The sequence below is a fragment of the Methylorubrum aminovorans genome (assembly GCF_022179725.1).
Classification (GTDB): domain Bacteria; phylum Pseudomonadota; class Alphaproteobacteria; order Rhizobiales; family Beijerinckiaceae; genus Methylobacterium; species Methylobacterium aminovorans.
This window is the reverse complement of sequence record NZ_BPRC01000012.1, coordinates 94,510-121,073: the sequence shown is the minus strand read 5'-3', so window position 1 is coordinate 121,073 and position 26,564 is coordinate 94,510. Positions and strand designations below refer to the sequence as shown.

General features: G+C 67.8%; 16 protein-coding genes. 6 read left to right on the top strand and 10 right to left on the bottom strand.

Annotated features, from left to right (window positions below):
* The first annotated feature begins 3 nt into the window (after window positions 1-3).
* Window positions 4-618 carry a DNA-3-methyladenine glycosylase family protein gene (locus MFF24_RS17165; RefSeq protein WP_238225891.1) on the top strand — a complete coding sequence of 205 codons (615 nt, stop codon included), beginning with the start codon at window positions 4-6 and terminating at the stop codon, window positions 616-618.
* Here MFF24_RS17165 and MFF24_RS17160 read toward each other — a convergent pair.
* Window positions 576-893, bottom strand: coding sequence for a hypothetical protein (locus MFF24_RS17160; RefSeq protein ID WP_238225889.1), 318 nt, complete (start codon window positions 891-893; stop codon window positions 576-578). The genes MFF24_RS17165 and MFF24_RS17160 overlap by 43 nt on opposite strands.
* A 329-nt stretch (window positions 894-1,222) precedes the next feature.
* Here MFF24_RS17160 and MFF24_RS17155 point away from each other — a divergent pair, with 329 nt between their 5' ends.
* Window positions 1,223-1,441 carry a hypothetical protein gene (locus MFF24_RS17155; protein ID WP_238225887.1) on the top strand — a complete coding sequence of 73 codons (219 nt, stop codon included), beginning with the start codon at window positions 1,223-1,225 and terminating at the stop codon, window positions 1,439-1,441.
* A 137-nt stretch (window positions 1,442-1,578) separates the two neighbouring features.
* Here MFF24_RS17155 and MFF24_RS17150 read toward each other — a convergent pair whose 3' ends face one another.
* Window positions 1,579-3,276, bottom strand: coding sequence for a methyl-accepting chemotaxis protein (locus MFF24_RS17150; protein WP_238225885.1), 1,698 nt, complete (start codon window positions 3,274-3,276; stop codon window positions 1,579-1,581).
* A 381-nt stretch (window positions 3,277-3,657) separates the two neighbouring features.
* On the opposite strand from MFF24_RS17150, the gene MFF24_RS17145 reads away from it, so the two are divergent.
* Window positions 3,658-5,280, top strand: a complete 1,623-nt coding sequence (locus tag MFF24_RS17145) for an ABC-F family ATP-binding cassette domain-containing protein (RefSeq protein WP_238225883.1) — start codon at window positions 3,658-3,660, stop codon at window positions 5,278-5,280.
* A gap of 7 nt (window positions 5,281-5,287) precedes the next feature.
* On the opposite strand, the gene MFF24_RS17140 is transcribed toward MFF24_RS17145, so the two are convergent.
* The 3 genes from MFF24_RS17140 to MFF24_RS17130 all read right to left on the bottom strand — a co-directional run bounded on the left by MFF24_RS17140 (window position 5,288) and on the right by MFF24_RS17130 (window position 14,470).
* Window positions 5,288-5,644 (bottom strand): MmcQ/YjbR family DNA-binding protein, encoded by a 357-nt coding sequence (locus MFF24_RS17140; protein WP_238225882.1) that lies wholly within the window; start codon window positions 5,642-5,644, stop codon window positions 5,288-5,290.
* A gap of 9 nt (window positions 5,645-5,653) precedes the next feature.
* Entirely contained in the window at window positions 5,654-5,893 is a 240-nt protein-coding gene (locus MFF24_RS17135; protein ID WP_108938340.1) for a hypothetical protein, read from the bottom strand.
* A 201-nt stretch (window positions 5,894-6,094) separates the two neighbouring features.
* Window positions 6,095-14,470, bottom strand: coding sequence for an ExeM/NucH family extracellular endonuclease (locus tag MFF24_RS17130; RefSeq protein ID WP_238225879.1), 8,376 nt, complete (start codon window positions 14,468-14,470; stop codon window positions 6,095-6,097).
* An 818-nt stretch (window positions 14,471-15,288) separates the two neighbouring features.
* Between MFF24_RS17130 and MFF24_RS17125 the strand changes: the two genes are divergently transcribed.
* From MFF24_RS17125 to MFF24_RS17115, 3 genes are read left to right on the top strand one after another with little or no spacing between them, the layout of a single operon-like run.
* On the top strand, window positions 15,289-17,583 hold the full coding sequence (locus MFF24_RS17125; RefSeq protein ID WP_238225877.1) for an ATP-binding protein: 2,295 nt from the start codon (window positions 15,289-15,291) through the stop codon (window positions 17,581-17,583).
* A 1-nt stretch (window position 17,584) separates the two neighbouring features.
* Window positions 17,585-18,046, top strand: coding sequence for a response regulator (locus MFF24_RS17120; protein ID WP_108938337.1), 462 nt, complete (start codon window positions 17,585-17,587; stop codon window positions 18,044-18,046).
* Entirely contained in the window at window positions 17,989-19,767 is a 1,779-nt protein-coding gene (locus MFF24_RS17115) for a response regulator (protein ID WP_373322709.1), read from the top strand. The genes MFF24_RS17120 and MFF24_RS17115 overlap by 58 nt, the downstream gene beginning before the upstream one ends.
* 320 nt (window positions 19,768-20,087) lie before the next feature.
* On the opposite strand, the gene MFF24_RS17110 is transcribed toward MFF24_RS17115, so the two are convergent.
* From MFF24_RS17110 to MFF24_RS17090, 5 genes are all read right to left on the bottom strand, one after another.
* Window positions 20,088-20,735: an ATPase gene (locus tag MFF24_RS17110; protein ID WP_238225873.1), complete on the bottom strand. Its 648-nt coding sequence runs from the start codon at window positions 20,733-20,735 to the stop codon at window positions 20,088-20,090.
* Window positions 20,719-20,937 (bottom strand): hypothetical protein, encoded by a 219-nt coding sequence (locus MFF24_RS17105; RefSeq protein WP_133088766.1) that lies wholly within the window; start codon window positions 20,935-20,937, stop codon window positions 20,719-20,721. Before MFF24_RS17105 ends, MFF24_RS17110 begins: the two co-directional genes overlap by 17 nt.
* A gap of 71 nt (window positions 20,938-21,008) precedes the next feature.
* Window positions 21,009-23,321 carry a hypothetical protein gene (locus MFF24_RS17100; RefSeq protein ID WP_133088767.1) on the bottom strand — a complete coding sequence of 771 codons (2,313 nt, stop codon included), beginning with the start codon at window positions 23,319-23,321 and terminating at the stop codon, window positions 21,009-21,011.
* Window positions 23,318-24,289 carry an ATP-binding protein gene (locus MFF24_RS17095; RefSeq protein ID WP_133088768.1) on the bottom strand — a complete coding sequence of 324 codons (972 nt, stop codon included), beginning with the start codon at window positions 24,287-24,289 and terminating at the stop codon, window positions 23,318-23,320. Before MFF24_RS17095 ends, MFF24_RS17100 begins: the two co-directional genes overlap by 4 nt.
* A 5-nt stretch (window positions 24,290-24,294) precedes the next feature.
* Window positions 24,295-26,562 carry a TnsB C-terminal domain-containing protein gene (locus MFF24_RS17090; protein ID WP_238225870.1) on the bottom strand — a complete coding sequence of 756 codons (2,268 nt, stop codon included), beginning with the start codon at window positions 26,560-26,562 and terminating at the stop codon, window positions 24,295-24,297.
* Window positions 26,563-26,564 lie beyond the last annotated feature (2 nt).

The window sequence follows — 26,564 nt, the reverse complement described above, 5'->3', positions numbered from 1 at the left end:
CCCATGCTCGAGGCGACGATCTACGACCGGCTGATCGGCACCGCCGCCACGATCTCGGAGCCGCTGCGGGCCGCGATCGCGACTGTGGGCCTGATCGAGATCGCGCCGCCATCCCACGCGAGCCTCGCCGAGCGCCTGTTCGTCGAGGTCGTCAACCAGCAGCTGTCGACGAAGGCCGCTCTCTCGATCTGGACGCGCGTCGAGGCGGCAGCCTCCGCGCAAGCCGTCGCGCCGCGCGATCTCTTCGTGCCGGGCTACGAGGACTTGCTGCGCGGCTGCGGCGTGTCAGCAAACAAAGTGCGCGCGTTGCAGGCCATCCGCGAAGCGGAGGAGGCCGGATGGCTGGGTGCGGACCTCGCCGCGCTCCCACATGCCGAGCGCTCAGCCGTGCTGTGCCGCATCCGCGGCGTCGGCCCCTGGACCGCCGACATGGCCGGCATCTTCCATTTTCTCGATCCCGACATCTGGCCCGTCGGCGACGTGGCCGCCGTCGGTGTCCTGCGGCGTCTCACGGAGCGCGACGACACGGTCGAGACAGCTGCCCGCTTCGCGCCCTACCGCTCGATCCTGGCCCGCTACATGTGGCGCACCCGGGATACGGCCCCCGCCGCCGCGTGATCGCGTCGACGGCCGGCTTCGAAGAAGGTCCGGAAGTTCTCCAACCATTCGCGAAGCCAGACGTCGGCGGCCTGCTTGGCCCCGTCCGCGTCCTTGGCGTGGCCCCAGATGTCGTCAGACAGTGGGCTCCACCATGTCCAGAGGCGGTTCGATCCGTCGAACTCGACAGTGGCGACCTCGATCGCGCCGACCCGGCCGGTGAAGCGCTGCAGGGGCACCTCGGAGATCCCGTCCTGGGTCCAGGTGATCCTGCCGTTCGATGAAACGTCTGACATGGATTCCGACATGATTTCTTAACGCTTACCGCGCCGCACGTGCGGTGGCGGCCCCGAGGGTGAGCTCGCGATGCGACGCTTGCGTCCATTCACACCGCCCATCCCGGTTCGGGCTTGACCGAATCGAACTCTTCCGGCAAGCGCGCGTTGTCTGCCCATCGTCGCTGCGTGCGCGATGTGCGGCCCCACAGGAACTTTCGACCCCCATGCCCGACGACAGTAGTCGATCGACCACGCCGCCTTCGGCCACCCGCGTGATCTGCGCCTGATCGTCTGATCCGGCTCACCCGCGACCGGCCTTTGGCGGCTGGTCCGACAAGAGGTGAGCCATGACTGACTCCACCACCATTTCCCGGCGTGCCCGCTCCCGCGTGGCGAAGTCCGGCCGCAACAGCAGCGTCGTGCTCGTCGTCGCGCTGATGATGGCACTCGTCTTCGTACCCGTCCTGGCGCTCCACGCGGCCGCGCTGTCCGGTGCCGTGGCCGGCGACGAGGCCCGGCCGGACGAGGTCGCGACCGCCGTGACCCACAAGAAAGTGCCCGGTTAGAGCTCGGTCCCGAAACACGGTCTCCGGCTTTCGACACGATCCGAAAACTCGAACCGGAATCATCAACGCGCATGCTCGGCAAATAAAAAAGGGGGCGCTCCCGGCGCCCCCTTTCTCTTCTTCGGGTGATGAATGGCTCAGGCCGCGCGCACCGTCGAGAGGAAGCGAGCGACCTCCGCCCGCAAATGCTCCGATTGCCGCGAAAGCTCGGAAGCGGATGCCAGCACCTGGGCGGCGGCGGCGCCGGTCTCCTCCGAGGCCTGGGCTACGCCCGCGATATTACTCGTCACCTCGCCCGCGCCGACCGCCGCCTGGGAAACGTTCCGCACGATCTCCTGAGTCGCCGCGCCCTGCTCCTCCACCGCCGCCGCGATCGTCGCGGTGACGGTGTTGATCTCGCGGATACGCCCGGTGATGCCGCCGATTGCCGACACCGCCTGTCCGGTGGCGCCCTGTATCTGCGCGATTTGGCTGGAGATCTCCTCCGTGGCCCGCGAGGTCTGTGCAGCGAGTTCCTTCACCTCGCTTGCCACCACGGCGAAGCCCCGGCCGGCTTCCCCGGCGCGGGCCGCCTCGATCGTCGCGTTGAGGGCCAGCAGGTTGGTCTGGCTCGCGATGTTGGCGATGAGGTTGACCACGTCGCCGATCCGGGACGCCGCCTGGCTCAGTTCGTGAACGAGGCTGGCGCTCTGGTCCGCCTCGCCGACCGCGAGCTGCGCCATGTCGGCCGAGCTGCCGACCTGCCGGCCGATCTCGTGCACGGAGGCACCCAGTTCCTCGGCCGCAGCGGCGACGGTGCTGACGTTGGAGGCAGCCTCCTCGGCTGCCGCCGCGACGGTGGTCGACTGGCTTGCCGTCTCCGTGGCCGTGGCGGTCATCTGCTGCGCGGTAGCCTGCAATTCGGTGGCCGAGGAGGAGACCATCCCGACAACGTCGCCCACGGCACGCTCGAAGCCGTCGGCCAGCTCGATCATGGTGCGGCGCCGCTCGATCGCGGCCGCCTCGTCGGCCACGCGCTTGAGTTCGGCCTGCTCGGCGGCCTTGCGCGCGACCAGGGCCTTGATCCCCTCGACCGCGCGGGCGACGGCACCGATCTCGTCACCGCGGCGCGCCTCAACGATCTCGGCCTCGATCTCGCCTTCGGCCATTCGCTGAAGCACGCGGACCAAGCGATTGATCGGCCGGGCAACGCCGACGATCGCGATCAGACCGAGCAGAGCGAAGGCGAGGAGCAGGCCGATCGCCGCGATCCCGGTCAGGGCGAGCGTCGCGGACCGGCCGACCTCGTTGGCCTGGCGCTTTGCCGCTTCGAGGTCGCTGATATTAGCGCTGACGCGCTTCTCGATCGCTTCGATCGCCTTCGTCCGAACCGGGCGGACCACCTCGAAGGAGACCTTCGCCGCCTCAGCGTTCTGGTTCCGCATTCCCAGCTCGATCGAGCGCTCCGCCGTCGTGAAGAAGACCGAGACCGTGGCCTTGACTTCGCCAAGCATCGTGCGGCGCGCATCGGATTCCGCCATGGCGATCAGGCGGTCCATGCCGCCGAGGGCCCGCTCCCGCGCCTCCTCGAAGCGCTTGTGATGCAGGGCGAGTGCCGGCCCGTCGATCTCGATGATGATGTTCTTCTCGCTGATGACCGCCTCGTCGATGGCGAGTGCGGTTTGCAGCGCGGTGATGGCCCGCGCCGCGCGGACATCCACGACCTCCTGAGTCGTGCGCTCCAAGCGGTCGAGCGTGTCACGCGCCAAGATGACGATTCCGGCAGCGACCAGCGCGACCAGGGCGGCGGGAATGGCAAGCTTTCCGAGGAGCTTGAGATTGGTAAACCAGCGCATCTGTCTGCGTCGCGAGACTTTGAGAGAAGCATCCGCTGGCCGCCCCCGCCAAACCGGATCACGATCATGTGAGGCACGGGCGGTTAACAAGAAGCAACTGGATAAATAGGTTTGGAATGTATCGTTTTATAATCTATGTTATCTTATAAACAACGCTATTTGAGCACCTGTCTCAGTAACAGCATTTTCGGGAAAAACTTTTTACGCTCATCCGTGGCCGGCGCTATCGCGCAGCTTGAGCGGACCGGACCGATCACCGGCCACGCCGCTCGTCTGCCCTGCGGCCGCGCCGTCTTCCGATCGCGTCGAGCATGGCGTAAGGCCCCTCGCAACCTCCTCCGACTGCCCGCCCACCCCATCCTCATCAGGCCTCGCGGACGCATGATTCGCCTCGACAAGATCGGCAAGCAGAACGGTCGGCAGATCGTCTTCATCGAGGCGTCGGCCGCCCTGCAGAAGGGTGAGAAAGCCGGTCTCGTCGGCCCGAACGGTGCCGGCAAGACCACGCTCTTCCGCCTGTTGACCGGCCAGGAACAGCCCGACGAGGGCCAAGTCTCGTCGGAGCGCGGCATCACCATCGGCTATTTCAGCCAGGATGTCGGCGAAATGGCCGGACGCACGGTCGTGGCCGAGGTGATGGACGGCGCCGGCCCGGTCAGCGTCGTCGCGGCCGAACTGAAGGAGTTGGAGGCGGGGCTCGCCGATCCAGAGCGAGTCGACGAGATGGACGCCCTGGTTGAGCGCTATGGCGAGGTGCAGGCCCGGTTCGAGGAACTCGACGGCTATGCGCTGGAGGGCCGTGCCTACGAGGTGCTGGCCGGTCTCGGCTTCTCGCAGGAGATGATGGACGGCGATGTCGGCCGGCTCTCGGGCGGCTGGAAGATGCGCGTGGCACTCGCCCGAATTCTTCTGATGCGCCCCGACGTGATGCTCCTCGACGAGCCGAGCAACCACCTCGACCTGGAGAGCCTGATCTGGCTCGAATCCTTCCTCAAGGGCTATGACGGCGCGCTGATGATGACCTCGCACGACCGCGAGTTCATGAACCGCATCGTCTCCAAGGTGATCGAGATCGACGGCGGCACGCTCACCACCTATTCCGGCGACTACGCCTTCTATGAGCAGCAACGGGCCCTGAACGAGCAGCATCAGCAGGCGCAGTTCGAGCGCCAGCAGGCGATGCTCGCCAAGGAGATCAAGTTCATCGAGCGCTTCAAGGCCCGGGCCAGCCACGCCGCGCAGGTCCAGAGCCGGGTGAAAAAGCTCGACAAGATCGAGCGGGTGGAACCGCCGCGCCGCCGCCAGACCGTCGCCTTCGAGTTCCAGCCGGCGCCGCGCTCGGGCGACGATGTCGCGATGCTCAAGGGCGTGCACAAGCGCTACGGCAGCCGCATCATCTACGAGGGGCTCGACTTCTCGATCCGGCGCAAGGAACGCTGGTGCGTGATGGGCATCAACGGCGCCGGCAAGTCGACGCTGCTGAAGCTCGTGACCGGTACGGCCCAGCCCGATGCCGGCACGGTCGCCGTCGGCGGCAGCGTCAAACTCGGCTACTTCGCCCAGCACGCCATGGATCTGCTCGACGGCGATCTCACGGTGTTCGAGGATCTGGAGAGCAGCTTCCCGCAGGCGGGTCAGGGCTCGCTGCGGGCCCTGGCCGGCTGCTTCGGCTTCTCCGGCGACGACGTGGAAAAGCCCTGTCGGGTGCTCTCCGGCGGCGAGAAGGCGCGGCTGGTCATGGCCAAGATGCTCTACGACCCGCCGAACTTCCTCGTCCTCGACGAGCCGACCAACCACCTCGACATCGCCACCAAGGCGATGCTGATCGACGCGCTCTCCGGATTCGAGGGGACGATGCTGTTCGTCAGCCACGACCGGCATTTCCTCGCCGCCCTGTCGAACCGGGTGCTCGAAGTGACGGGCGAGGGCGTCCGCCAGTACGGCGGTGGCTATTCGGAATACGTGGCGAGCACCGGCCAGGAAGCGCCGGGCCTGAGAAGCTGACCACCGCTCAGGGATCGAGCGCGAGACCTTCGTAACGCGCAACGAGACCGGGCGGCGCGACGATCCGCCAAGCGGACAGCAGCGCCTCGCGGAGGATTTCTTCCTCGGCCTCGTCGAGGTCGAGGCTGGTCCAGCCTCGGGCGCCCCACGCGCCCGGCACGGGCTCGAACACGACCGGCTCGGCCTCCAGCAGGTGCGCCTGCGCTTCGGGCGTCAGTTTGACGACCACCCGCGCCTCGTCGGTCCAGAGCGTCGCGAAGATGCGCCCGCCGACCCGGAAATCGGGATGACCCTGATGCGCGCCCTCGATCGCTTCCGGCAGCAGGAGCGCCAGGGCACGCACATCCTCCGGCAGGCAGGCCATGGCGGCGCGCTATGCCCGGCTCGACGGCGCCTGCCACGCGGTACCGGGATGCTCGCGCACGTCGCCGTTGCGGGTTCCGGTATCGCTGTCGCTTACCCACTCGCCGGGCTCTGCAATCTCGACGACCTCATCCTCCGGGTAGGCCGCCTCCACGAACAACCGGGCCTCGCCTTCGGCAGCGGCGCGCACCGTCACCAGCGGGCGCTCCCCGCCCGTGCCGCGCACCCGCGCGATGAAAAGCTTCGTCATGCGTGAGATCCTTCGGCCGCTGTCCCAGGACCGGGTCAACGCCCGCGCGGCGGAAGGGATCACCGCGTTTTCGGCCGATCGCGTCGGCCTACACGACAGAAGCCGTGGACCGATAAGCCGGCACTTCGAAAAGCGTTCGGACCGCGCGAGCCGCGCGGTCCGATCCAATCAGCCGAAACAGGTTGGCAGAGACGAGGTCGTCTAGACGAGGGTGCCGAACCGGAAGCCGCCGTCGGCGAAGTCCGACCGGCCCTCGTAGAGGCCGTATTGCAGGAAGTGCTGCATCGGATCGAGCTGGGCGGCGGCCACGTCCTTGTAGGTCGAGAGGTAGGTCGCCGTATCGAACGAGGCGGACGGGTCGCGGCCCTCCTTCCAGCCGTACTGGTCGTAATGGGTGAGCGGGTTGATGCCCTCCGCCTTCACGTCGCTGTAGGCGGCGAGGTAGCCCTTGGTGTCGAACACCGCGTTCGGGTTGCGGCCTTCCTTCCAGCCGAACTGCTCGAAATGCTGGCTGGCGAAGGCGAAGGTGTTGCCGGTGCCTGCGGCTTGGGCCACGTCGGCATTGGCCAGCAGGTAGAACTCGGCGTCGAAGCCGCCGCGGATGTCGCTCGCTCGGCCGACCGCCTCGTGGATCGCCCGGCCCTCGCTCTGACCGTACTGGAGGTAGTGCGCGAGCGGGTTTAGCCCGGCGGCCTTCACGTCCGGGTTGGCCGCCAGGTAGAACTCGTTGTCGAAGCGGGCACCCGGATCGCGGCCTTCCTTCCAGCCGGCCTGCTCGTACTGTTCGAGCGGGTTGACCCCGGAGGCCCGCACGTCGGGATTGGCCGCGAGATAGCCCGTCGTCGAGAAGAAGGCGTTCGGGTCGCGACCTTCGCGGGCACCATACTGGGCGAAGTGCGTGTCGGCGTCCTGGCCCGCCTGGAACACGTCCTTGTTGCGGGCGAGATAGTAGAGGTCATCGACGAGCGGCTTGCCGTCGTTCACCACGATGGTGGCGTCCGAGAACAAGAAGCGCTCGAAGCTCTCCACGAGGTCGAGGCCTTCCGGGCCGGTGATGGCGGTGAAGCGCCCGGCCTCCGTGACGGTGACGTTGGCAAACGACGAGTTGAACACGAGCGTGTCCGTGCCGCGCCCTCCCGAGAGGATGTCGTTGCCCGCGCTATTGGTGATGACGTCGTCGCCGAGGCCGCCGGAGAGGCGATCGGCGAAGGCCGTTCCCTGCAGTACGTCGTTGCCGCTGGTTCCGGGCTGGCTCACACCACGGGCCAGGACGCTGTCGCCGCGCACGGCAAGGTTCTGGATCCGCGTGTCGGCAGCGGGGCCGGTATCGGCCTGGCCGAAGGGCGTCACGCTGTGGAACGCCTTGAGATACTCGGCGATGGCGTCCTGCTCGGTGCCCTGTGCCGCGAAGGTCTCGGTGTTGGGCAGCGACGTCGGCGTGGCGCTGCTCAACGCCACGCGGCTCTCGCCGTAGGCCGGGAAGGGATAGTTGTCGCCGCCCAAGCCCGGCGCCGCGCTCGATCCCGTGGTGAGGAAATCGAGGGTGACGGCGCGGATGCCCCGGTTGGCGTCGCCGACGAGTTGACCGTTCTGCACCAGGGTGTCCACGAGGAAGCCGTCGGCATCGACGATCGCCGCCGAGAGGATCCGTTGTCCCTCGCGGGTGACGTTGCCGTTGGCGTCGAGCGTCTGCGCCTGCTTCGTCGCGTCGAACGAGAAGCTGATGCCGCCGATCTGCGGGAAGGCGCCGGGGGTCGCGCCCGGAGCGACCGAGGAAACGGCGTGTTCGAGCACCCGCTCCAGTTCGGCCGCCGTGACGGTGACCATGGCGAGCGCGTTGTTGAAGCGCAGCGAGTTGGTGACGTCGAGCTGGGAGATGTCGCCGGCCGCCTTGCCCGCCGCCGGATTGGCGGCCGGAGGAAGCTCCGCGGTGCCGCCGCCGGCCGTCGAGAACGAGCCGATCGAGTCGCGGATGCCGCCACCGTTCTTGATCGAGACGGTCACCGTGCCGTCGAACTGCTTGGCGTACCAAAGGTTGGCGTCGGCGCTGAGATTGCCGAGGTTGGTCTCTTCGGTGCGAACCTCGCCGCGGCGGCCTTCGAGGTACACGCTGGTGCGGCCGAGGATGTTGCCGTCCTGCTGGCGGATGACGTCGGCGACGCCCGCCGTCTCCTGGATGCCGTCGTTGTTGGCGTCTAGACCCTCGATCACCTCGCGCACGAGGTAGCCCTTCGAACCGGGGGTGAAGGCTGCTGCCTTCGAGCCCCACAATTGAGCGACCGAGGCGTCATCGACCGCCACCGCGCCGGAATTCTCCGGCGTGATCGAGTTGCGGATGACATTGCCCTGATCGTCGAAGGTGACGTTGAGCCGGCCGACATAGGAGTATTCGGAGGCGGTGTTCACAAGGGCCAGGGTCTGGCCGGAGGCGTTGGTGAAGAATTGCGGGTAGGCGCCGCCGGCCTTGTCTCCGGGCAGGAGGCGATCATTGCCGTCTGCCAGCAGGGTGTGCGAGCCGCCGCCGATCAGCACGTCGACGTTGCGCAGGAGCGGGGCGAGCGCCTGTTCGTTAGCAAGCTGCTGCAGGTGCGTGCCGACGATGACCTTGTTGAGGCCGGGATTGGCCGCGAGCACGCGATCGACTTCGGCGTTGATCTGGCTCGCCAGGAGCGCGATCTCGTCGCGGCCGGTGAACCCGTCCACCGTGACGTTGCCGAGCGTCGTCAACAGCGGCTCGAGCTGCGTGGTCGCGCCGATGAAGGCGATCCGCTCGCCGTTCTCGACGAGGATCGTCGACTTGGCGATCTTGTCCGCACCGGTGCCGGTCTGGGTCGAGGTCGGGCCGGTCTGCGCGAAGGTGGCAAGGTCGCCGTCGCGATGGACGAGGCCCGATAGGGCGGCCTCGCGGGAGAAGTTCAGATTGGTCGAGAGGTAGGGGAAGAGCGCGCCGACCCAGGTGTCGTCGGCGGCGCCCGCCGCGCTGCCGAGATTAGCGCCGATGATGTTGGCGACCTCGTTGGGTCCCGCATCGAACTCGTGGTTGCCGAACACCCCCGCCTGGACGCCGATGATGTTCTGGATGGTGATGTCGGCCCGGCCGGGCGAGGCGGCGAGGCGGCCGTAGGCGGCTGCGCCCGAGAGCCCGTAGAACTGGTTGTAGACCCCGTTATAGGTCGCGGCCATCTGCGGGTCGGCGCCCGCGATGTAGAACGGGCTCGGGATCCAGCCGTCGCCGGTCGAGAGCGTGATCGAGTTCGGCGTCGTATCCTCGAGCCGATCGACGATGGCGGCGAAGTTGGCGGCCCGTTCGGTCGCGAGCAATCCGCCTTCCCAGTCCGAGGCGTGCAGGATCTGAAGCGTGTAGGTCATGGGGGTGGCCTGCTCCGTAGTGAAATCGAGGTTGTCTCGGGCGATGCCGGCGAAGGCGTTGCCGGTGGCGTCGGTGAAGGCGCCCGCCGGCACGATCAGGTCGTAGGCGGTGCCAGGCCGCAGGTCGGCGCTCGGGTTGATCGTCACCGTGCTGCCGTCGATCCGGACTTGGGCGGTGTCGGAGACCGCGATGGTGCGGGTGTCGCCCGCGCCGTCGGTGAGGGTGATGCTGCCGGCACCCGCACGCACCGCCTCACTGAAGCGAAGGACGATGTCGGCGCCGGGCGCGACCCTGGCGGCGGCGTCGGCCGGCGTCGCGGCGACGAGCATCGGCGCGGTCTGGTCGAGGCGCAGGCCGACGAGGACGGGATCGTGATCGAATTCGCGCGCGGGCGACCGGCCGTCGAAGTGATTGGGCGACCGGCCGAAATCGAGGTTGTAGTCGATCGCGTCCGCCTCGTCGGCGTTGACGTGCCACTCGGTGACGCCGGTGACCTGCCGGTTCAGGCTCGCGCTGGCCAGCGCGTGGTCGAGGGCGCCGTAGGCCCCGTCGAACACGTAGGAATAGGGGTTGGCGAGCCGATCCTCGGCGAGATTGGTGAAGCCATTCGCCTTGAGGATGTCGAGCGCATCCTCCTTGATGTAGGCGTTGAAGTCGCCGAGTAGCAGCGTGTCGCTGTCGCCGCTCCCCGTCGGCCGCAGGGCGAGCCACTGGGCGAGCGCCGTCGCGGCCAGTTCGCGCTGCTGTTGCCACGCGCCCTGGCCGTCACCTTGGTCGGCATCCGCGCCGGTCCCGGTGCCACCCTTCGACTTGAAGTGGTTGACGACCGCGGTGAAGGTCTCGCCAGTGGCGATCTCGTTGAAGGTCACCGCGAGCGAGGCGCGGCTTGTATTGGCGCCGTTGAAGATGTGGCCGAGGGTACTCTGCTGCAGCAGTGCGGGGTTGAAGGCCGCCACATCGGTGTCGTCGAGCCGCTCGATCGTGGTGTTGATCGCCACGCTGACCTTGCTCGGCTTGTAGATGAAGCCGACCGCGATCGCGTCGCCGCCGAGGAACTGGCCCTGGTCGAGTTGCGCGCCGGGATTGACGTAAGCGTAAGTGCCGGCGCCCGCGCGCAGGTTGAGCTGCCCGACCAGGTATTCGAGCGCGTTGCCGGGGTCGCCTGGACGGAACTGGTTCTCCAGTTCGGTCAGGCCGAGCACGTCGGCGCCGGTGCCGATCAGGGTCGTGACGAGCTTCTCGGTCTGACGCGCGAGTTCACCGGCGCTGTTGGCGCCCCGCGGTTGCTGGCCGATCGCTGTGCGCGCGGAGGAGCCGGTGTCCAGGGTAGTGAAGTAGTTGAGAACGTTGAGGCTGCCGACCTTGAGCGTACCGCCGACCGGATCGGGCTCGGCGGGCCGAGGGTTGGCGACCGCGAAGCGGTTGTCGCCGTCGTCGATGGCGCGCACCCGGTAGGCGCCGGTGGGGCCGAAGCCGAGCGTGCCGGTCAGCCCCGTGAGGGTGTCACCCATGCGCGGCGCGCTCGCGGTGCCGTAGGCCGGGCCGAAGCCGTCGAGGTTCTCCACCGGGAGGTTCTGGGCATTCTGCCCGTCGTCGTAGGTGATCGTGCGCGCCGCCGTCTGGGCGAGGTAGGCGGCGTAGGCCGCCGTGTTCGGCTCGAACTCGTTGGTGAAAGTTTCGGCCCGTCCGCCGACGGCGAGGCGGATCTCGTTGAAGCGGTCGAGGTTGAACTGCTCTGTGATCGACAGCGTCTGGGGGAAGCGGACCAGCATGCCCTCGTAGCGTTCGAGGTCGGGCTGCGCCGTCGTGCCGGTGCCGATCGTCCCGGCCGCCGGCAGTTCGACGGCAACCGCCAAGGCCTTGACCTGCTCGGGCGTCAGCGCGCCGGGCGTCACGACCTGGATCGCCGCGGCGTTCCGGACGGTGATCTGCGTCTCGCCGTTGAATTCGGCGACGGTGCCGGTGACGCGAACGCGGTCACCCTCGGCGACATCGACGAGGCGGTTGCCGGTACCCTCGAAGACGAAGACGCCTTCCGAGGTCAGCGGGTTGCCGTCCTGATCGGTCGCCTCTTCCTGCAGGTAGAAGCCGCCGAGATTGCGCTTGGCGTCGGCGTCGGCGTTCTGGAAGTCGCCGACGACGATGGCCTCGATCGTGACGGTGCGGCCAACGAGCGGGCTCGCCGTCCCCGCACCCTGCACCGCCGAGATCAGACTGGCGTCGTCGTTGACGATCGTGCCGGTCGCGGTGGCGGCGCTGCCGCGCACGGCGGCCGTGATGCCGGCTTGGTCCGAGGCGGCCGAGCGCAGGGTGAGGGCGAAGGTCTCGTCAGCCTCGGGCAGGGCGTCGGCCCGGACCGTCACGCTGACCTGCGCCGTGGCGGCGCCGGCGGGGATCGTGCCCACGACCGTCAGGGGCAGGCCCGGCGCGCCGGCGAAATCGGCGGCATCGGCCGCGCTGGCGCCGCTGCCCGTCAGCTCGGCGGTGAAGGAGACAGCACCCAGCGTGCCGTTGCTGCGCTCGACCGTGAAGGTGAACACGCTCTCGCCCGCATTGCCCTCTGCCTTGCTGACCGTGAGGGCGTTCGCGGCGAAGCCGACTTCCTGCGTGTAGCCCTGGGGCAGGGCGGCGTAGAGGACGGCGCCGCCATTGGCGACCTCGTTGGCGCTGACCAGCAGGGGAGTGCCGGTCGGGTTGCGGTCAGCGGCGATGAAGGTCAGCACCTCCGGGCCGAGATCGCTCGTCGCACCCAGCAGCGGCGGGACGTAGGAGACGTAGGCCGCGTTGGCCGGATCGGTCACATCGTAGACGATGACGCCGCTCTGCCGCTCCAGGCCGACGAAGGCGTAGATCCGGCCGTTGACGGTGCCGATGGTGATGCCTTCGGGCTCCGGCCCCTTGTTATCCGAGCGGTCGTTGGACGTGTTGGCGAGCACCTGATCGTTGTTGAACCGCTCCGGCGCGATCTGAGCGAAGATCTTCTCGAACTCGCCGCCGGTTTCGCGCACCTTGGTGAGCGTGCCGTCGGCATTCTGGCGGAAGATCGAGATGCCGCGCCCGCCGAGCGTATGGAGCTGGTCGATCACACCGTCGCCATCGGTATCGCCCGTGCGCAGCAGGACGTTGAGGCGGGCATAGGCCGGGTCGGCCTTGAGGCGCTGGAGTTCGGGCGTCAGCCGGCTGTTGGGAATGTTGCTCAGGCGGGCCACGTCGCCGGTGTCGTCAGCGCCGCCGATCACCCGCTGGTCGCCCTCGTTGGCGGTGACGAAGTAGGTCGCGCCGCCGGCGGCGAACGAGGCCACGGCGTCGGGCTGGAGCAGGCCGTAGATCGGTGTGTTGGCCGGGGTTGCCGCAATGCGGATCGAGGCGGTGCCGCCCGGCCCGTCGCGGTCGGAGGCGTCGAACTCGTTGCCGGCGAGCGAATGGTTGACCGCGCCGAGCGGCTGGATCGCAATCGGCGCCGTGCCGGGATTGGTGAGATCGATGATGGCGACGCCGTTCACCTCCTGCAGGGTGACGTAGGCGAAGCGGTTGTCGGGCGAGATCGCGATGTATTCCGGTTCGATATCGGCCGCCGCGCTCTTGCCCGGCGTGATGGCGAGGCCGCGGGCGCGCAGGGCCGCCTCGCTGCCGTCGAGCCCTTCGAAGCCGACGGTGGCCGTGACGGCGGCGTTGGCCGCGCCGCCCGCGACGTCGATGATCGAGATTCCGCCGACCGGGTTACTGCCGGCGCTGGCCTGCTCCCCCTCGTTGGCCACGAGCAGGCGGCCGCCGTCCCGGGTGAAGACGATCTGGTCCGGCCCGACGCCGACCGTGAGCGAGCGCAGCAGGGTGCCGTCGGCGTTGAACAGGGCGACCCGGCCCGGCGCGTCACCGGTCGCGTTGGCGTAGGCGACGGCGACGAGACCGTTGAAGACCGCCACCGAGTTCACCGCACCGTACTGCTCCAGCCCGGACAGGCCGATCTCGCCCGTCTTGGTCAGGGCCCTGGTCGCGTCGAGCGCAACGATCTCGATGCGGTTCTCGCCGGTGTTCTGGATGTAGAGGCGGCTCGTCGTCGAATCGTAGGCCACCACCTCGGCGTTGGGAGCGGCCTGTGTCGCCGGGTCGTTGGTCGCGGCATAGGCGCCGAGACGCACGAGCTGGAGCGCATTCGTCGCGGCCGGCGCCGCCGTCGCCGTGGCGCCGGAGAGGCCCTGCAGCGAGGGTGCCGCATCGAAGACCGTGATGCCGTCGATGCGGGTGCCGATATCGTCGCTGAGGATCGTGCCGGTGCCCTGGCCGTTCGCCACCGTCGCCCCACGGACGTTCGAGACCGCGACCGTGAAGGTCTCGGTCGGCTCGGTCGCCGTGTCACCGAGAATATCCACGGCGAAGGTCGCGCGGGTCTGGCCCGCCGCGATGGTCTGGCCGGTGAGCGCCCGGGCGAGGTAATCGCTGCCGGCCGCGGCGCTGCCGTCGGCCGTGGCGATATCGAAGCTCACGCCGCCCGCGGGCGCGGGTGCATTCAGCGAGATGGTGAAGACGAACTGCTTCACGCCCCAATCGCCCTCGCTGACCTGCACGTTGTCGACCGACAGGGCGGGAACGACCGCATCGGCGGTGACCGTGAAGGCCCTGTCGCTGCCGGCTCCGATGCGGGCGGCATTGTCCTGGCTCCAGGATCCGGCCGTGCCGATTGCCGCCAGGAGTTGATCGCGAGTGCCGGAGACGGTGCCATTGTAGCGGCCGTTATCGGCGCCGAGCGCTACGGCGGTCTGCCCGAGGATCAGTCCAGGCGGAAGCGCCGAGGTGTTGGCATCAGTGCCGTCGGCCGCGAAGCTCCCGCTGTCGTCGGCGAAATTGATCGCGAACAGGAAGGTCGGGTTCGCCGCACTGCCCTGATAGGCGAGGATCTGGTCGCCACTCGTGCTGAATGAGAATCGCGGAGCGTCGGTCGCCGTGTAGACGGGGGTGTTCGCTCCCCCGGCCGCGCTGTCGGCCGCCGGGTGGATCACCGTGCCGGCGGCGAGCGCGGTTGGCGCGGTGTAGGTGTAGCTGCCCTCATTGGACAGGAGCGCATTGGTGCTGCTGTTCCAGCCGTTATCGGTGAAGGTGATGCTGGTGCCGGCCTCGATCTCGCGCAGGATGACAAAGGCGAAGTCGTCGGGATTGTCGGCATCGTATCCGACAAGAGCGATGTCGCCGGCGGCGAGGCTCGTGGCCATGTCACTCTCCAGGCAGCCGAGCAGGCCGGGCGCCGTGGTCGCCCGGTGCAAAGCCAAGGGTTGATCCTCGGCCGGATGCGAGAAGACGCAGTGGTCATGGACGCCCTGCCAAAGGGACGCTCACGGCACGCAGACCGCGTTTCGATCTAAGCCAGCCGGGTTCTCCGCTAGCCGCGTTCCGCAACAGTACTGTGAAGCCTGGATGTCCCGGCACGGCTTGGCATCGGCCGCTCGATCATCGTGCTGGATGTCCGATCCGGCACGATGCTCCGTGACGTTGTTTTCGCATCGTCATCATCCGAAACCCGGGCACAGGCGTTCGAGATGATGCTCTTGCGGTCGAAGACCGATTCGGGCCTCGCCGAGAGACGGCCGGCCCCGACGGCTGTCCTGCGCCGCGACGGGTGAATCAGGATGTGGACCGAACTCGCACACGGGGTCGCATCAGGCTTACACGCGACTGCACATCGATCCTCGGACCGGGGTACGAGGAGATGGATGGACGCGCAAGCAAGACTGGAGGGCTGTGCGTGGCTCGTCGATCCGGTCCCTCGCGCAAGGCGGAGAGAGGGGGCGTCGAGGCAGGCCGGGCCGTTTTCATGATTAGGCACGGCATTGATGCGATGATCGATCTCGGTCACCGTCGCGGACGAGTCACCGGCTTGGTGAGGCTGATTCTCTCAGTGCCTGAAGTCGGACTGGGACAGAGGGCCGGCCGGTGACGCCCGCCTTCGCTGCGGCAAAATCCGGCAGGTGGGTCGCGCTTGCAAGCCTCTCGCTGTAAGATCCCGCTCCACTCCGACGAGGCGGGAGACCCTATGATCCGTTCCGGCGCTCCGTCGCCTGGAGCAGCAGATCTGACTGCGTGCGACAGAGAACCCATTCATCTTCTCGGAACGCTTCAGCCGCATGGCTTCCTTCTCGTGCTGGAAGGGCCAGATCTTCGGATCGTTCAGGCAAGCACGAACCTCCCCGATCGTCTCCGCCGCCCGGCGGCAGAGAGACTGGAGGAGGTCCTCGGACAGTCGATCCGCACGGCCTTCCCGGAGGCTGTTCCGGCGCTGGAGTCCTACCTTGCGCAAGCCCAGCCGTCCGAGGGGGCGGCCTACCTGACCACCCTGGCTCTGGAGCGCGGGAAGGGGGCCGGCTCCTACGATCTGGCGGCTCACCGGATCGGTGATCTCGTCGTTCTGGAATTCGAGGCGGTCGCCAGCGAAGCCGCCTCCATCCAGAGCCTCGATGCGCTCTATCCGCGCCTGAACGCGTTCGTGGAAGGCCTTCACGCCGCCGGCTCGGTGGCGGAACTCTGCGCGCTGCTCGCCTCGGATGTCCGCCACATTACCGGCTTCGACCGCGCTCTGGTCTACCGATTCGACCGTGACTGGCACGGAACCGTCGTGGCCGAGGCCGGCAACGGCAGGCTGCCCTCCTATCTCGACCTGCGCTTTCCGGCCTCCGACATCCCGGCTCAGGCGCGCGAGCTCTACCGGCGCAACCGCCTGCGCATCATTCCCGATGCGGGCTACGAGCCGGTTCCGATCCTCCCCTCACACACACTCTCGACCGGCACGCCGCTCGATCTCAGCCAATCGGTCCTGCGCTCGGTCTCCCCCGTCCATGTCGAGTACATGCGCAACATGGGCACGATGGCCTCGATGTCCGTGTCGATCCTCGTCGACGGCGCGCTCTGGGGTCTGATTTCCTGCCACAACAAGGCACCGCACCGCGTGCCGCTCCAGGCCCGCAACGCCTGCGACTTCCTCACCCGGATCTTCGCTCTCCAGCTTGCCGCGAGAGAACGGGGTGCGCTGGCCGAGCAGCGCATCCGGCTCGGCATGATTCAGGCGCGCCTCCTCGGCTACATGGCCGAAGAAGAGCAGTTCATCGACGGCCTACTGAACCATCCCGACGACGTGCTGGCGCTCGTCGATGCAGCAGGCGCCGCCGTCGTCACCGCCGAGAGCTGCCGACTGCTCGGTGCGACACCGGCCGCCGACGACATTCGAGCTCTCCACACTTGGGTGTCGAGCCAGCCGATCCGAGACGGCGTCTTCGTCACCGACAGTCTCGGGGAAGACTACCCGCCGGCCCGCGCCTTCGCCGAGCGCGCCAGCGGCCTTCTCGCCATCTCGATCTCGCAGCGATACGCGAGCTACGTTCTCTGGTTCCGACCGGAAGTCGTGCAGACCGTGCGCTGGGGCGGCAATCCGAGTAAGCCGGCGACTCCCGATCCGGCGGGCGGGCCGGACCGGCTGCATCCGCGCAAATCGTTCGAGACGTGGAAGGAGACCGTGCAGGGCCGGTCGCTGCCCTGGTCCGGCCCTGAGATCGACGCCGCCAAGGACCTGCGCGCGGCCGTGCTCGGCATCGTGCTGCGCCGGGCCGAGGAGCTCGCGGCCCTGAGCGAGGAGCTGCAACGCTCGAACAAGGAGCTGGAGGCCTTCTCCTACTCCGTCAGCCACGACCTCCGGGCTCCGTTCCGCCATATCGTCGGCTACTCGGAACTCCTGCGCTCGCGCGAGGGCACGAACTTGAGCGAGACGGGGCGGCGCTACGTCGACACCATCGCCGAGGCTGCCCTGTCGGCGGGCAAGCTCGTCGACAACCTCCTCAACTTCTCGCAGATGGGTCGGAACGCGCTCAACCGCGTCTCCGGCGACATGAACCAGCTCGTCGAGGAGGTCCGCCGCAAGATCCTGCGGGACGTTCCGCCGGGCCGCGCCATCCGCTGGCAGGTCGGCGCGCTCGGACGCGTCTATGCCGATCCGGTCATGTTGCGCCTTGTCATCGAGAATCTGCTCTCGAACGCGGTGAAGTACACCCGCGACAGGCCTGAGGCCTTGATCGAGATCGGGCGCGAGCCCGATCGGGACGGCGAGGCGGTGTTCTACGTACGCGACAACGGCGTCGGCTTCGACATGGCCTATGTCGGCAAGCTGTTTGGTGTCTTCCAGCGCCTGCACCGGGTCGAGGAATTCGAGGGCACCGGCATCGGCCTCGCCAATGTCCGCCGCATCGTCGAGCGGCATGGCGGCCGAACCTGGGCCGAAGGCGCTCTCGGCCGGGGTGCGACCTTCCACTTCACGCTACCGTTGCGCGAGGGGGCGCGCTGACATGGCCGATCTGAAGCCGATCCTTCTCGTCGAGGACAACCCGAACGACATCGAGCTGACGCTCGCGGCCCTGGAGCAGAGCCAACTCGCCAACGCGATCGTGATCTGCCGTGACGGAGCCGAGGCCCTGGACTACCTCCAGCGGCGCGGCATCTACGACCGTCCGGACGTGTCGGACCCGGCCGTGGTGCTGCTCGATCTTAAGCTGCCGAAGGTCGATGGGCTGGAGGTGCTCGCAACGGTGAAGGGCGATCCGCGAACCCGCGCGATTCCGGTCGTGATGCTGACCTCATCGCGGGAGGAGAGCGATCTCGTTCGTTCCTACGAACTCGGCGTGAACGCTTTTGTGGTCAAGCCCGTTGGGTTCAAGGAATTTTTCGACGCCATCCAGGACCTCGGTGTGTTCTGGGCCGTGCTGAACGAACCGCCACCGCATCGGGGAGGCTGGCCATCGAATACCTAAAGGACGGCGCCTCGCGCGGCGCCGAGGCAACCCTGGACATCCTGCTGCTCGAAGACAGCGATCTGGACGCGGAACTTCTCGCCGTCGTGCTCGATGGCGCGGGTCTCGCCTATCGGCTCGATCGCACCATGACCCGCGAGGCCTTCACGGCCGCCGCCGTCGAGCGCCGCCACGATCTGATCCTGGCCGACTATGTCCTTCCGACCTTCGACGGCCTCAGCGCGCTGGCCATCGCCCGCGAGCACTGCCCCGAGATCCCGTTCGTGTTCGTCTCCGGAACGCTCGGCGAGGACATCGCCGTCGAGGCTCTCAAGAACGGCGCGACCGACTACGTCACCAAGCAGCGTCTTGACCGCTTGCCGAGGGTGATTGTCCGCGCGCTTGCGGAGGCGCAGGCTCATTCCAAGCGCCGTGCGGCCGAGCAGGCCCTCCGCGCGCTCAACGAGACGCTGGAGATGCGGGTCTCCGAGCGCACACGGGAACTCGCCGACGCGAATGCCGCACTGCGGCGGCAGATCGTCGAGCGCGAGCGCGTGGAGGAAGCCCTGCGGCAGGCCCAACGCCTTGAAGCAGTTGGGCAGCTCACGAGCGGCGTCGCCCACGATTTCAACAACCTACTCACCGTCATCGCCGGCAACATCGAGTTTCTCGCGCGCGCGGTCACCGATGAGCGCTCGCAGCGCCGCCTGGAAATGATGCGCGGCGCGGCCGAGCGGGGCGCCCGTCTGACCGCCCAGTTGCTGGCCTTCTCGCGGCGGCAGCGCCTCGATCCGGTCCCCGTGCGGCTCAACGAGACGGCCGCCTCCATGCGCGACCTGCTTCAGAGCTCCATCGGCGGTGCGGTGCGCATCGAGATGACGTTGCAGCCGGATCTCTGGCCCGCCTTGGTCGACGCGACGCAGATCGAGCTGATCATCCTCAACCTGGCCATCAACGCCCGCGATGCGATGGCCGTCGGCGGCTGCCTGACGATCGAGACCGCCAATGTCCGTCTGAGTGCAGCCCCGTCGCGCCCCGAGGAGCCGCCTCCGGGCGAGTATGCCATGATCGCCGTCAGCGATACGGGGTCCGGTATTCCCGCGGACGTGCTTCAGCGGGTGTTCGAACCGTTCTTCACGACGAAGGAAGTCGGGAAGGGCTCGGGCCTCGGTCTGGCCCAGGTCTACGGCTTCGCCAAGCAATCGGGTGGCGGGGTACGGATCGAGACGAAGCTCGGCGAGGGCACCACGGTCCGGGTCTACCTTCCGCGGGTCGCGGCAGAGGCCTGCTCCGAGCCGACCGCCCCGAGCGAGCTCGATTGCGCAGCTTTGCGCAAGCCCGGCGACAAGCCGGTCCTTCTCGTCGTGGACGACGACAGCGCCGTCCGGGAGATCACCGCGACCAAGCTCTCCGAGGCCGGTTACGTGACAAGGGAAGCGGGCTCGGGGCTAGCGGCCATCCATATCCTCGAGCACGATCCCTGCTTCGACCTCGTCGTGGTGGATTTCGCCATGCCCGGCATGAACGGCGTCGAGGTCGCCGCCGAGATCCGTCGAAGCTGGCCGACGATTCCCGTGATCTTCGTGACCGGATACGCCGATCAGACCGCGTTGACCCGCGGCGGCATCGGCGAGGAACGGATCGTACAGAAGCCGTTCCTCGACGGCGAGCTCGAGCGCAAGGTTGCGGCGGCCCTTCATGCGCAACGCGTGCCGGGCCTTAAGCTCGTGGCGAGCCGGTGAACCATCTCGTAACGTACTCGCCCGGCTAAGACGGGTCGGCGGAGACAGGTCAGGCACTGACGCGGCCGCCTCGAAGCCTCCCTCTCATCCCGTCTCGCCTCGCGATAACCGACGATTGGACGGTGGCCTGCGAGCCTCGCTGGCGGCGATGATGGAGAAGCCGCGCGACTCAGCGGCAGACTGTCGTCCCAGCATAAGCCCGACTCGGTTAAGGGTTTGAAATCCCTGGCCGTGGGCCTTTTGGTCTGAATCGACTTCCAGGATAGGGTCGAATCGCATTGGGCGCATCCAGTCCAGGAGCGACTCGATGGAGGCCAAGATCAGTCGTAACGGGCGGCCTTGAACACCTCGTCCGTGCCGATACCCAGCGCCTCAGCCACGGCCTCACAGATCCTCAAGTGCAGGCTCTGGGCCTCGTCGAGGCGGTTCTCCTCGATGACATCGCCCACGATGCGAATGAGTAGGACCGGTGCCGTCTCGGTGTTGTCGAAGATCACCGTCTGGTGGGCGAGCGGGATGGCTTGCGCGAGCTTGCCAAAGGCGGCTTCGTAGCGGCGGCGGATGACGTCTTCCGCGATGTGATGTCCGCCTTGGCTGACCCTTTGGGCCACACGGTCGACGTTCAGGTCGGCGCTCGCCAAGGCGACGAAGACGAGGCCCATCTCATAGTCGGCGCCGCGAGCCCGACGCATCAGACTGAGCGCTTGGTTGGAGCTGAGCGTCGTCTCGTAGACGAAATCCCGTCGCTGTTCGACGAGCTCATCCAGCCGCTGGAGCACGGCCCGCCCTGCAGAGAGTGAGGCCCCCTCAGGATCATCAGGGTTCATGCGGCGCGCGATGACGTCCGCATTCACGAACTCACCGGGCGGGGCAAGCGCCCGGTAAATGCTCGACTTGCCGGACCCATTCGGGCCACCGAGGATGGTACAGACCGCGACGGCTTCGCGATCCTCAAAGCCTCGGTCCATAGGCCTCCGTGACGACATCCCGGCCATCCTGACGCTCGATGCGCTCGCGCGTGCCGTCGGGTAACTCCCGGATGATGCCGTCGCCGAGGGAGGGGTCCATGTAATAGGCGGGAACGCCCGCCTGCTTAGCCTCTTCCAGGGCGCGGACACCAACCTGGCTGATGGCCTCGGCGTTCTCGCGAATGAGTTTCGTGAGGATCATGGCCGTTCCCGAGGAATGGTACGAATTGAGGTCGGTCCTAACATAGTCGACCGGAGAAGCCTCATAAAGGCTTAGGATTTCTCAGATGCCCGGTCGACGTCTCGGCGGTGCCAAACGACCGCTGCGCCCGGCGCGCAGACCGACGCCGGACGGAAACCCCTCTTGGCCATCCGGTCGCGAACCTGGCCGGTTCTTACCCCAAGCACCTTGGCCGCCATGCTGCTCAGCATGTAGAGCTCCTCGAACCAGACGATGTCCGTTTCCCAAAACGTCGCTCTGCCGGGTCCGTTGGCCGTGATCAGGCACGAACGACGCAGCGCGCGCACGACCCCCTCGTTGGTCAGCAGACGCGCCGCCGCCTGCCTCTGGGTGAGGTAGGCGCAGGCCCGTTCGGCTATCCGCGCCAGGGCGGCCGAAGCGGCATCCCGCTCCCAAACCATGAGCTTCCCCTTGGCTGCGAAAGGCTCGACGCCTGCTGCCGCGAGGAGGGGGCGAACCTGGCGCGGCTCAAGCCCGACCCGGTCCGCGATCTCGCGCGTCAAGGCGAACCTGGCCTTGAAGTCCGCGACCGTGCGCTCGGAATTGCGCCGGCGACGCTGGCCGTTGGTCTCCATGATACCCTCGCCCACGAGCCACATGAGCATACCGGGCGACGCACCCAGGGCGAGGCACGCCTCCTCGTCGGTCATGCCGGATGAGTCGGTGCGATCCGCACGGACAACGACCTCCTTCACGAACTGGGTGAATGCCTTCTCGTCGATCAGCGTGACCTGCCGGGCGAACGGCCCGGGTCTCTCCCCGCCGGCCACGGCAACTGCCCCACGGATGACGCCATCGAGCACCTCGGCCCATGGGATGTGCATCAGCGACATGGCCCTCACGCTGGTCCAGAGCCGGGGTAGGGGTCCTTGCCCCGGACGAAGGCGGGACCGCAGGTCGGCATCTAGCCGCTCCAGCGACGAGCGGGCGTAGAGACCGCCCTCGTAGAGGCGACCGAGCGCCGAACCCGAGGCGGTTTCCAGCAGGCCCATCTCGGCGAGTGTCGGCGCCGCCGATGGAGGGACGCCCAACCTTACGGCGACGGCCTGGGCATCGACGATGTCGTTCCATCCTTTCCGAAACCGCTCGACGTCATCCTCTCGGTACAGGATGACGGCCCGTCGGCCCGTGCCGGTCTTGTGAGCGACGAGCCCGACCTTCTCGGCCCTCCTCGCGAACGTCTTCACCCCCATGCCGATGCGCGCCGCGGCTTCCACCTGGGAGATATGGCCCTCCGGCAACGGAGCGCCCTTCCGGTAAGCGTCGGCGGCCCCGACGCCGGTCCGGTGCAGCCAAGCAGCATCGAGTTCCCGCAGCAACACCGCCCGGATGTCGGGCGAAAGGTGCCGCACCCGGGCGGTCTGGGCGAGCGCGCCGAACTCCCTGACCATCGGTGTCCCGCTTGTCCGCGCCGGCGCCGATTGACGGATCTCCTCGGCAAGATCCCGGAATGCAGTCGGCCAGGATAGGATCACGCGCGCGGCCCGAGCCATCACGGAGGCGGTCAGGCGCGCGTAACTGGTGCGCGATTCGAACAGCTTGAGGTCGTCTCCGGGACGCTCCGAGATGGTCTCCACGGCGCTGGCCAGCGTCAGCATCATCTCGAACACCTCGCCCGGCCCCAAGTTCGAGAACTCGGGATGGAGGGCTTTTCGAGCCCGCTCCCGCCTATGGCCGACCGGGTGGATCAGGTCGCAGACGAAGGTGAGCGCGGCCTCGTCGCTCGCCTCCACGATGCGGCCGGCATGGTCACGGAGGTCGACGGTCGGGTCTCCGTCCTCATCGACGCAGAAATCACAGAAGGCGACCCCGGCCGTGCGCTTCCAGCCGAGATGGCGCTCGCAGACCGGGCAGCGGTCGATGAGCTCCTCGCGGCTGTCCGGGCAGAAGGCGAACGGTCTCAACTCCCACAGCGCCCGATGATGGGCCGCCATGCGCAGGGACCGAGGCGATACCCGACGGTGCCGGCTCTCGCGATGGTCGGCACGGATTGTGGCGCCGAAGAAGTCAATGAACTTTCCCCGGCCCGGAATGGTCTCGACCGGGTACATCCGTGACAGCACCTCGTGCGTCTCCAGCCTCAGTACGAAGGCCAGACTGTCCACGGGGGCGTCCTCGGTGACCGGGAGCGAGGCCGGAAAGAGGGTATCGATGTCGGCGTAGCCGAGAACCCTACCGAGGAACGGGACGGCGTTGAGGCACGCGGCATCCGCCACCAGCCCGAGCAGGCTCGCGTCTTCCGCCGGGACATCCGGGAGGCTGAAGGCGAGCGGCCGCATGATGAGCCCGCGTCGTCGCGGGATGGTCTGGATGCGCGCGTCCGTAGCACCGAGGTCACCCGTCATGCCGCGGCCTTGAGCTGCTTGAGGTCGCGCGCGCCGTTCGCGAACGGGTCGTGGTCGGAGATCCCGGTCGGGATTGCCCAGCGCCGGGTCGCGTGGCTGAGATCCTCGCGCGTGACGCCCCGGCGACCGTCCCTGGCCGCGTGCTTGGCGGCGACCATCACAAGGTTCGAGACCGTGCCGATGACGCCCTTCGAGACGTCGTAGAAGCACGCGGGCAGGTCACCGACGACGAGGCCGGACGGCTCCTGTGCGAGGCCGTGCTCGACCATCTTGAGGTCGATGCCCGCGACGTGCTCGATGAACATCGTGCGCTCCTCAGCGACCTGGATGTCGAGCGGTTCGAGGAAGACCGGCTCCAGGGCGCGCTGCTTCATCTGGTTGTTGGACAAGAGCACGGACTTGGCTTCCGGGGTGCCCATCAGCACCAACGGGCACGCACCACGGATCAGCATTCGCTTGAGCGTCTCGGTGACGCTCCAAGCCGTCCGCTGGCCCGTGTCCGCGTGGATGAGGTGCTGAATCTCGTCGATGACGAGAACGTCCGTCTCAGCAACCTCCAGGGCGTTGTAGGTGCGGCGCATCAGTTGGGGTGCGGTGCCAGTCTCGGGATCGGGGTCCCCGAACTCTTCCAGGATGTCCGAGCCGAGGCGCTTCGTGGTCGCCTCGGACGAGAGCGTGACATGCACGACCGGGCGATGGTTCTTACCGAATGCTTCCTTTCCTACGACGTCTTCCAGATACATGGCGACCGAGGTCGACTTGCCCGATCCGCTTGGTGCGATCACGGGCAGGAACTTCATGGGCATGCGCTTCTTCGGTCGCCCTCGGGCGATCCATTCGGCACGCGATGCCTCAGCGACGTTGCGCATCTCGTCGAGGCGCTTACCGACCTCGACCAGACGTGGGTGGGGGATGCGGAAGTTCGCGAATTCGACCTCGATCCTCGCGACGAACGCGGCGGTGTCCATGGTGGTCACTCCTTGCCTTTGGCGGCGGCCATGCGCGCCTTGAGGGCGGCCATGACGGCGGCGGGGTCGCTGACGGTCAGGAGGCTGCCCGTCGTCCGTTCCGTCGAGGGCTGCGGAGGCGCGGGCGGGCCGGTTCCGACCCTCGACCGGGCCGCCCTCTTGGCCGCCCGCGTCCTGGCGGCCTTCTCCGTGGCCTTCCTGCCACCGCGGCGGGGACCCTTCTCCGGGAAGCCGGCATCCTCGCGCTCGCTCGCAGCGAGCACGACGGGCACGTCGTTGGCCTTCATCCCGGAGATGCTCGGGATCTCGTGCGCCATCAGCACGGTATCCCCGCCCAGCACGGGGCGGTCGGGTTCGTGCAGCCGGCGCTTCCGGCGCATCGCCGCGAACTTCATGTGCGGCGCCGCGGCCTCGAACGCGGCGCGCAGCCGGTCGCGGGCGAGGCACTTGTCCTCGTCCGACCGGAAGGCGAGGTTCTCCTCCCTGGCGAAGGCATGCGCCTGCTCTGCCAGCCAGAAGCTCGCCCCTTCCATGCCTGCGAACCTGCGGTCCCAGCAGGGCAGCCAGACATATCGCCGCTTGCGGGGGTTCCAGACCGAGATGCCAGCCACGGTAGCCGGGTTATACTTGATCTTGACCTTCGCGGTGGCGCTGCTGCCCCGCTTGCGCCGCGTCCGTACCGGCGTGGCGCCGGCGAGGTCGTTGAGCAGTTCCGTCGTGACGACGGGGTCGTGGAAGGTCACCCCCTTGAACTGGATGCCGGAGCGGTCGAGGAGACCCTCGCCGTAGGCCCCGAAGACGGACCTGAGGAAGTTCGGGTCGTCGATGACCTTGCGGATGCCGGACGCCAGGTCCTTGCGCCAAGCGAGCAGCGGCGCCACGCCCGTGCCCCGGTGCTCCTCGTGATGGTAGCAATCGGCGATGGCTTGGTAGAGGAGTTCCTCCAACTCCGACGTCAGGATGAAGGCCGTCTTCTGCGGATCGATACCGAGCTTCCGGCACATGGCCACGTCGACCGGCACCGCTCCCGGCATCTTGTGCAGGAGCATCTGGTTCACGGTGCGGACGAACCGCTCGCCGATGGCCTTGTACTCGGGGTTCGCGACCGCTGCCCATCGCACGGAGATGCCGGCGTCCTCGCAGGCGTCCTGCATGGACACGCCCGTCTGACGCCAGGCGTTGTCGACGACGATCTCCTCGGGCTTGCCCCAGATGTCCTCAAGGAGCGGCGCCAGGTCGGGGCGCCGGGCGATGACCTCGTGCTTGCCGGTGCAGATCTTCTGCAGGCAGGACATGATGCCGTAGACGTTCTCCCCGCCGTACGTGATTGAGAAGGCCGGGCAGACCCTGCTCTTGACGTCTACGGAGTAGGTGATGGTGGGCCGGCCCAGTGGTGTGCGCGTCTCGTCGTCGACCGCGCACCAGCCGTCCGCGACGGTGGCGTCGATGATGATCAGGTCGAGGATGCGCTTGGCCTCAAGGCCGCGGACGACGCCCTGGTAGCGCATGCGCCCCTCGCGCTCGCCCCACTTGGCGGTGAAGGTCTCCAGCGAGGCGGCCGCGTGGACGCGCAGCCTAAGCACCTCGTCGCAGGGCGTGGGCTGCATTTGCCAGCTCGCGCCATGGCGACGGGCGCCGATCCCGTTCAACCGGCGGATCAGGCGAACCAGCCAGGCGTAGGAATCGCCGTGGTCGCGCGCGGGGGCCGCGTAGAACCACGCGACGGCATGGTCCAGCGCATTCCTGACAAGCCTCGGCCAACGGTTGCGCGGACCCTGCCCGCGCATGTCCTGCATCACGCGGAGAGGACGTCGGCCAGGCTCGCCCCGCTCGGTGATCGCGCGCCGCAGGGCGCCGTCGCTCGGAACCCAGACGATGCCGAGCCGCGCGGCCTCGGACCTATGAAAGCGGATGAGGCGGTCGAGGCCGACCTTACCCTTGCCGACCCCTGGCGTCTCGTCCCACTTCCTGACGTAGAACTGCCGGGCGCGCTCCTTATCGTTCGCACCTTCGGGCGGCACGTCGCCGGCCACATCGGTCCGCTGGATCTCGCCCTTGGCGTTGCGGTGGGGCCTCAAGCGCCGTGCCTGGCCCGCCGCATGAAGCGCGTCCAGATCGGCCTCGCCCATGAACTGCGTGTGTTCGGTGCGACGGTCCTGAAGCACCATCTGGCGCCCCGGGAGCTCCATGACGAACGCGACCTCGCGCTCGCCGCCCTCGGCGTCGGTGATGATCCAGATGTCGCCGACCGCGTGATCGCCCTGAAGAGCCATGG

Coding starts and splice junctions, on each gene's coding strand:
- MFF24_RS17140 (WP_238225882.1), bottom strand. CDS start 5,644: ATGGCCTGCCTGCCGGAGGATGTGCGTGCCCTGGCGCTCCTGCTGCCG.
- MFF24_RS17095 (WP_133088768.1), bottom strand. CDS start 24,289: ATGGACACCGCCGCGTTCGTCGCGAGGATCGAGGTCGAATTCGCGAAC.
- MFF24_RS17155 (WP_238225887.1), top strand. CDS start 1,223: ATGACTGACTCCACCACCATTTCCCGGCGTGCCCGCTCCCGCGTGGCG.
- MFF24_RS17135 (WP_108938340.1), bottom strand. CDS start 5,893: ATGACGAAGCTTTTCATCGCGCGGGTGCGCGGCACGGGCGGGGAGCGC.
- MFF24_RS17110 (WP_238225873.1), bottom strand. CDS start 20,735: ATGGACCGAGGCTTTGAGGATCGCGAAGCCGTCGCGGTCTGTACCATC.
- MFF24_RS17130 (WP_238225879.1), bottom strand. CDS start 14,470: ATGGCCACGAGCCTCGCCGCCGGCGACATCGCTCTTGTCGGATACGAT.
- MFF24_RS17165 (WP_238225891.1), top strand. CDS start 4: ATGCTCGAGGCGACGATCTACGACCGGCTGATCGGCACCGCCGCCACG.
- MFF24_RS17120 (WP_108938337.1), top strand. CDS start 17,585: ATGGCCGATCTGAAGCCGATCCTTCTCGTCGAGGACAACCCGAACGAC.
- MFF24_RS17090 (WP_238225870.1), bottom strand. CDS start 26,562: ATGGCTCTTCAGGGCGATCACGCGGTCGGCGACATCTGGATCATCACC.
- MFF24_RS17145 (WP_238225883.1), top strand. CDS start 3,658: ATGATTCGCCTCGACAAGATCGGCAAGCAGAACGGTCGGCAGATCGTC.
- MFF24_RS17105 (WP_133088766.1), bottom strand. CDS start 20,937: ATGATCCTCACGAAACTCATTCGCGAGAACGCCGAGGCCATCAGCCAG.
- MFF24_RS17125 (WP_238225877.1), top strand. CDS start 15,289: ATGATCCGTTCCGGCGCTCCGTCGCCTGGAGCAGCAGATCTGACTGCG.
- MFF24_RS17100 (WP_133088767.1), bottom strand. CDS start 23,321: ATGACGGGTGACCTCGGTGCTACGGACGCGCGCATCCAGACCATCCCG.
- MFF24_RS17150 (WP_238225885.1), bottom strand. CDS start 3,276: ATGCGCTGGTTTACCAATCTCAAGCTCCTCGGAAAGCTTGCCATTCCC.
- MFF24_RS17160 (WP_238225889.1), bottom strand. CDS start 893: ATGTCAGACGTTTCATCGAACGGCAGGATCACCTGGACCCAGGACGGG.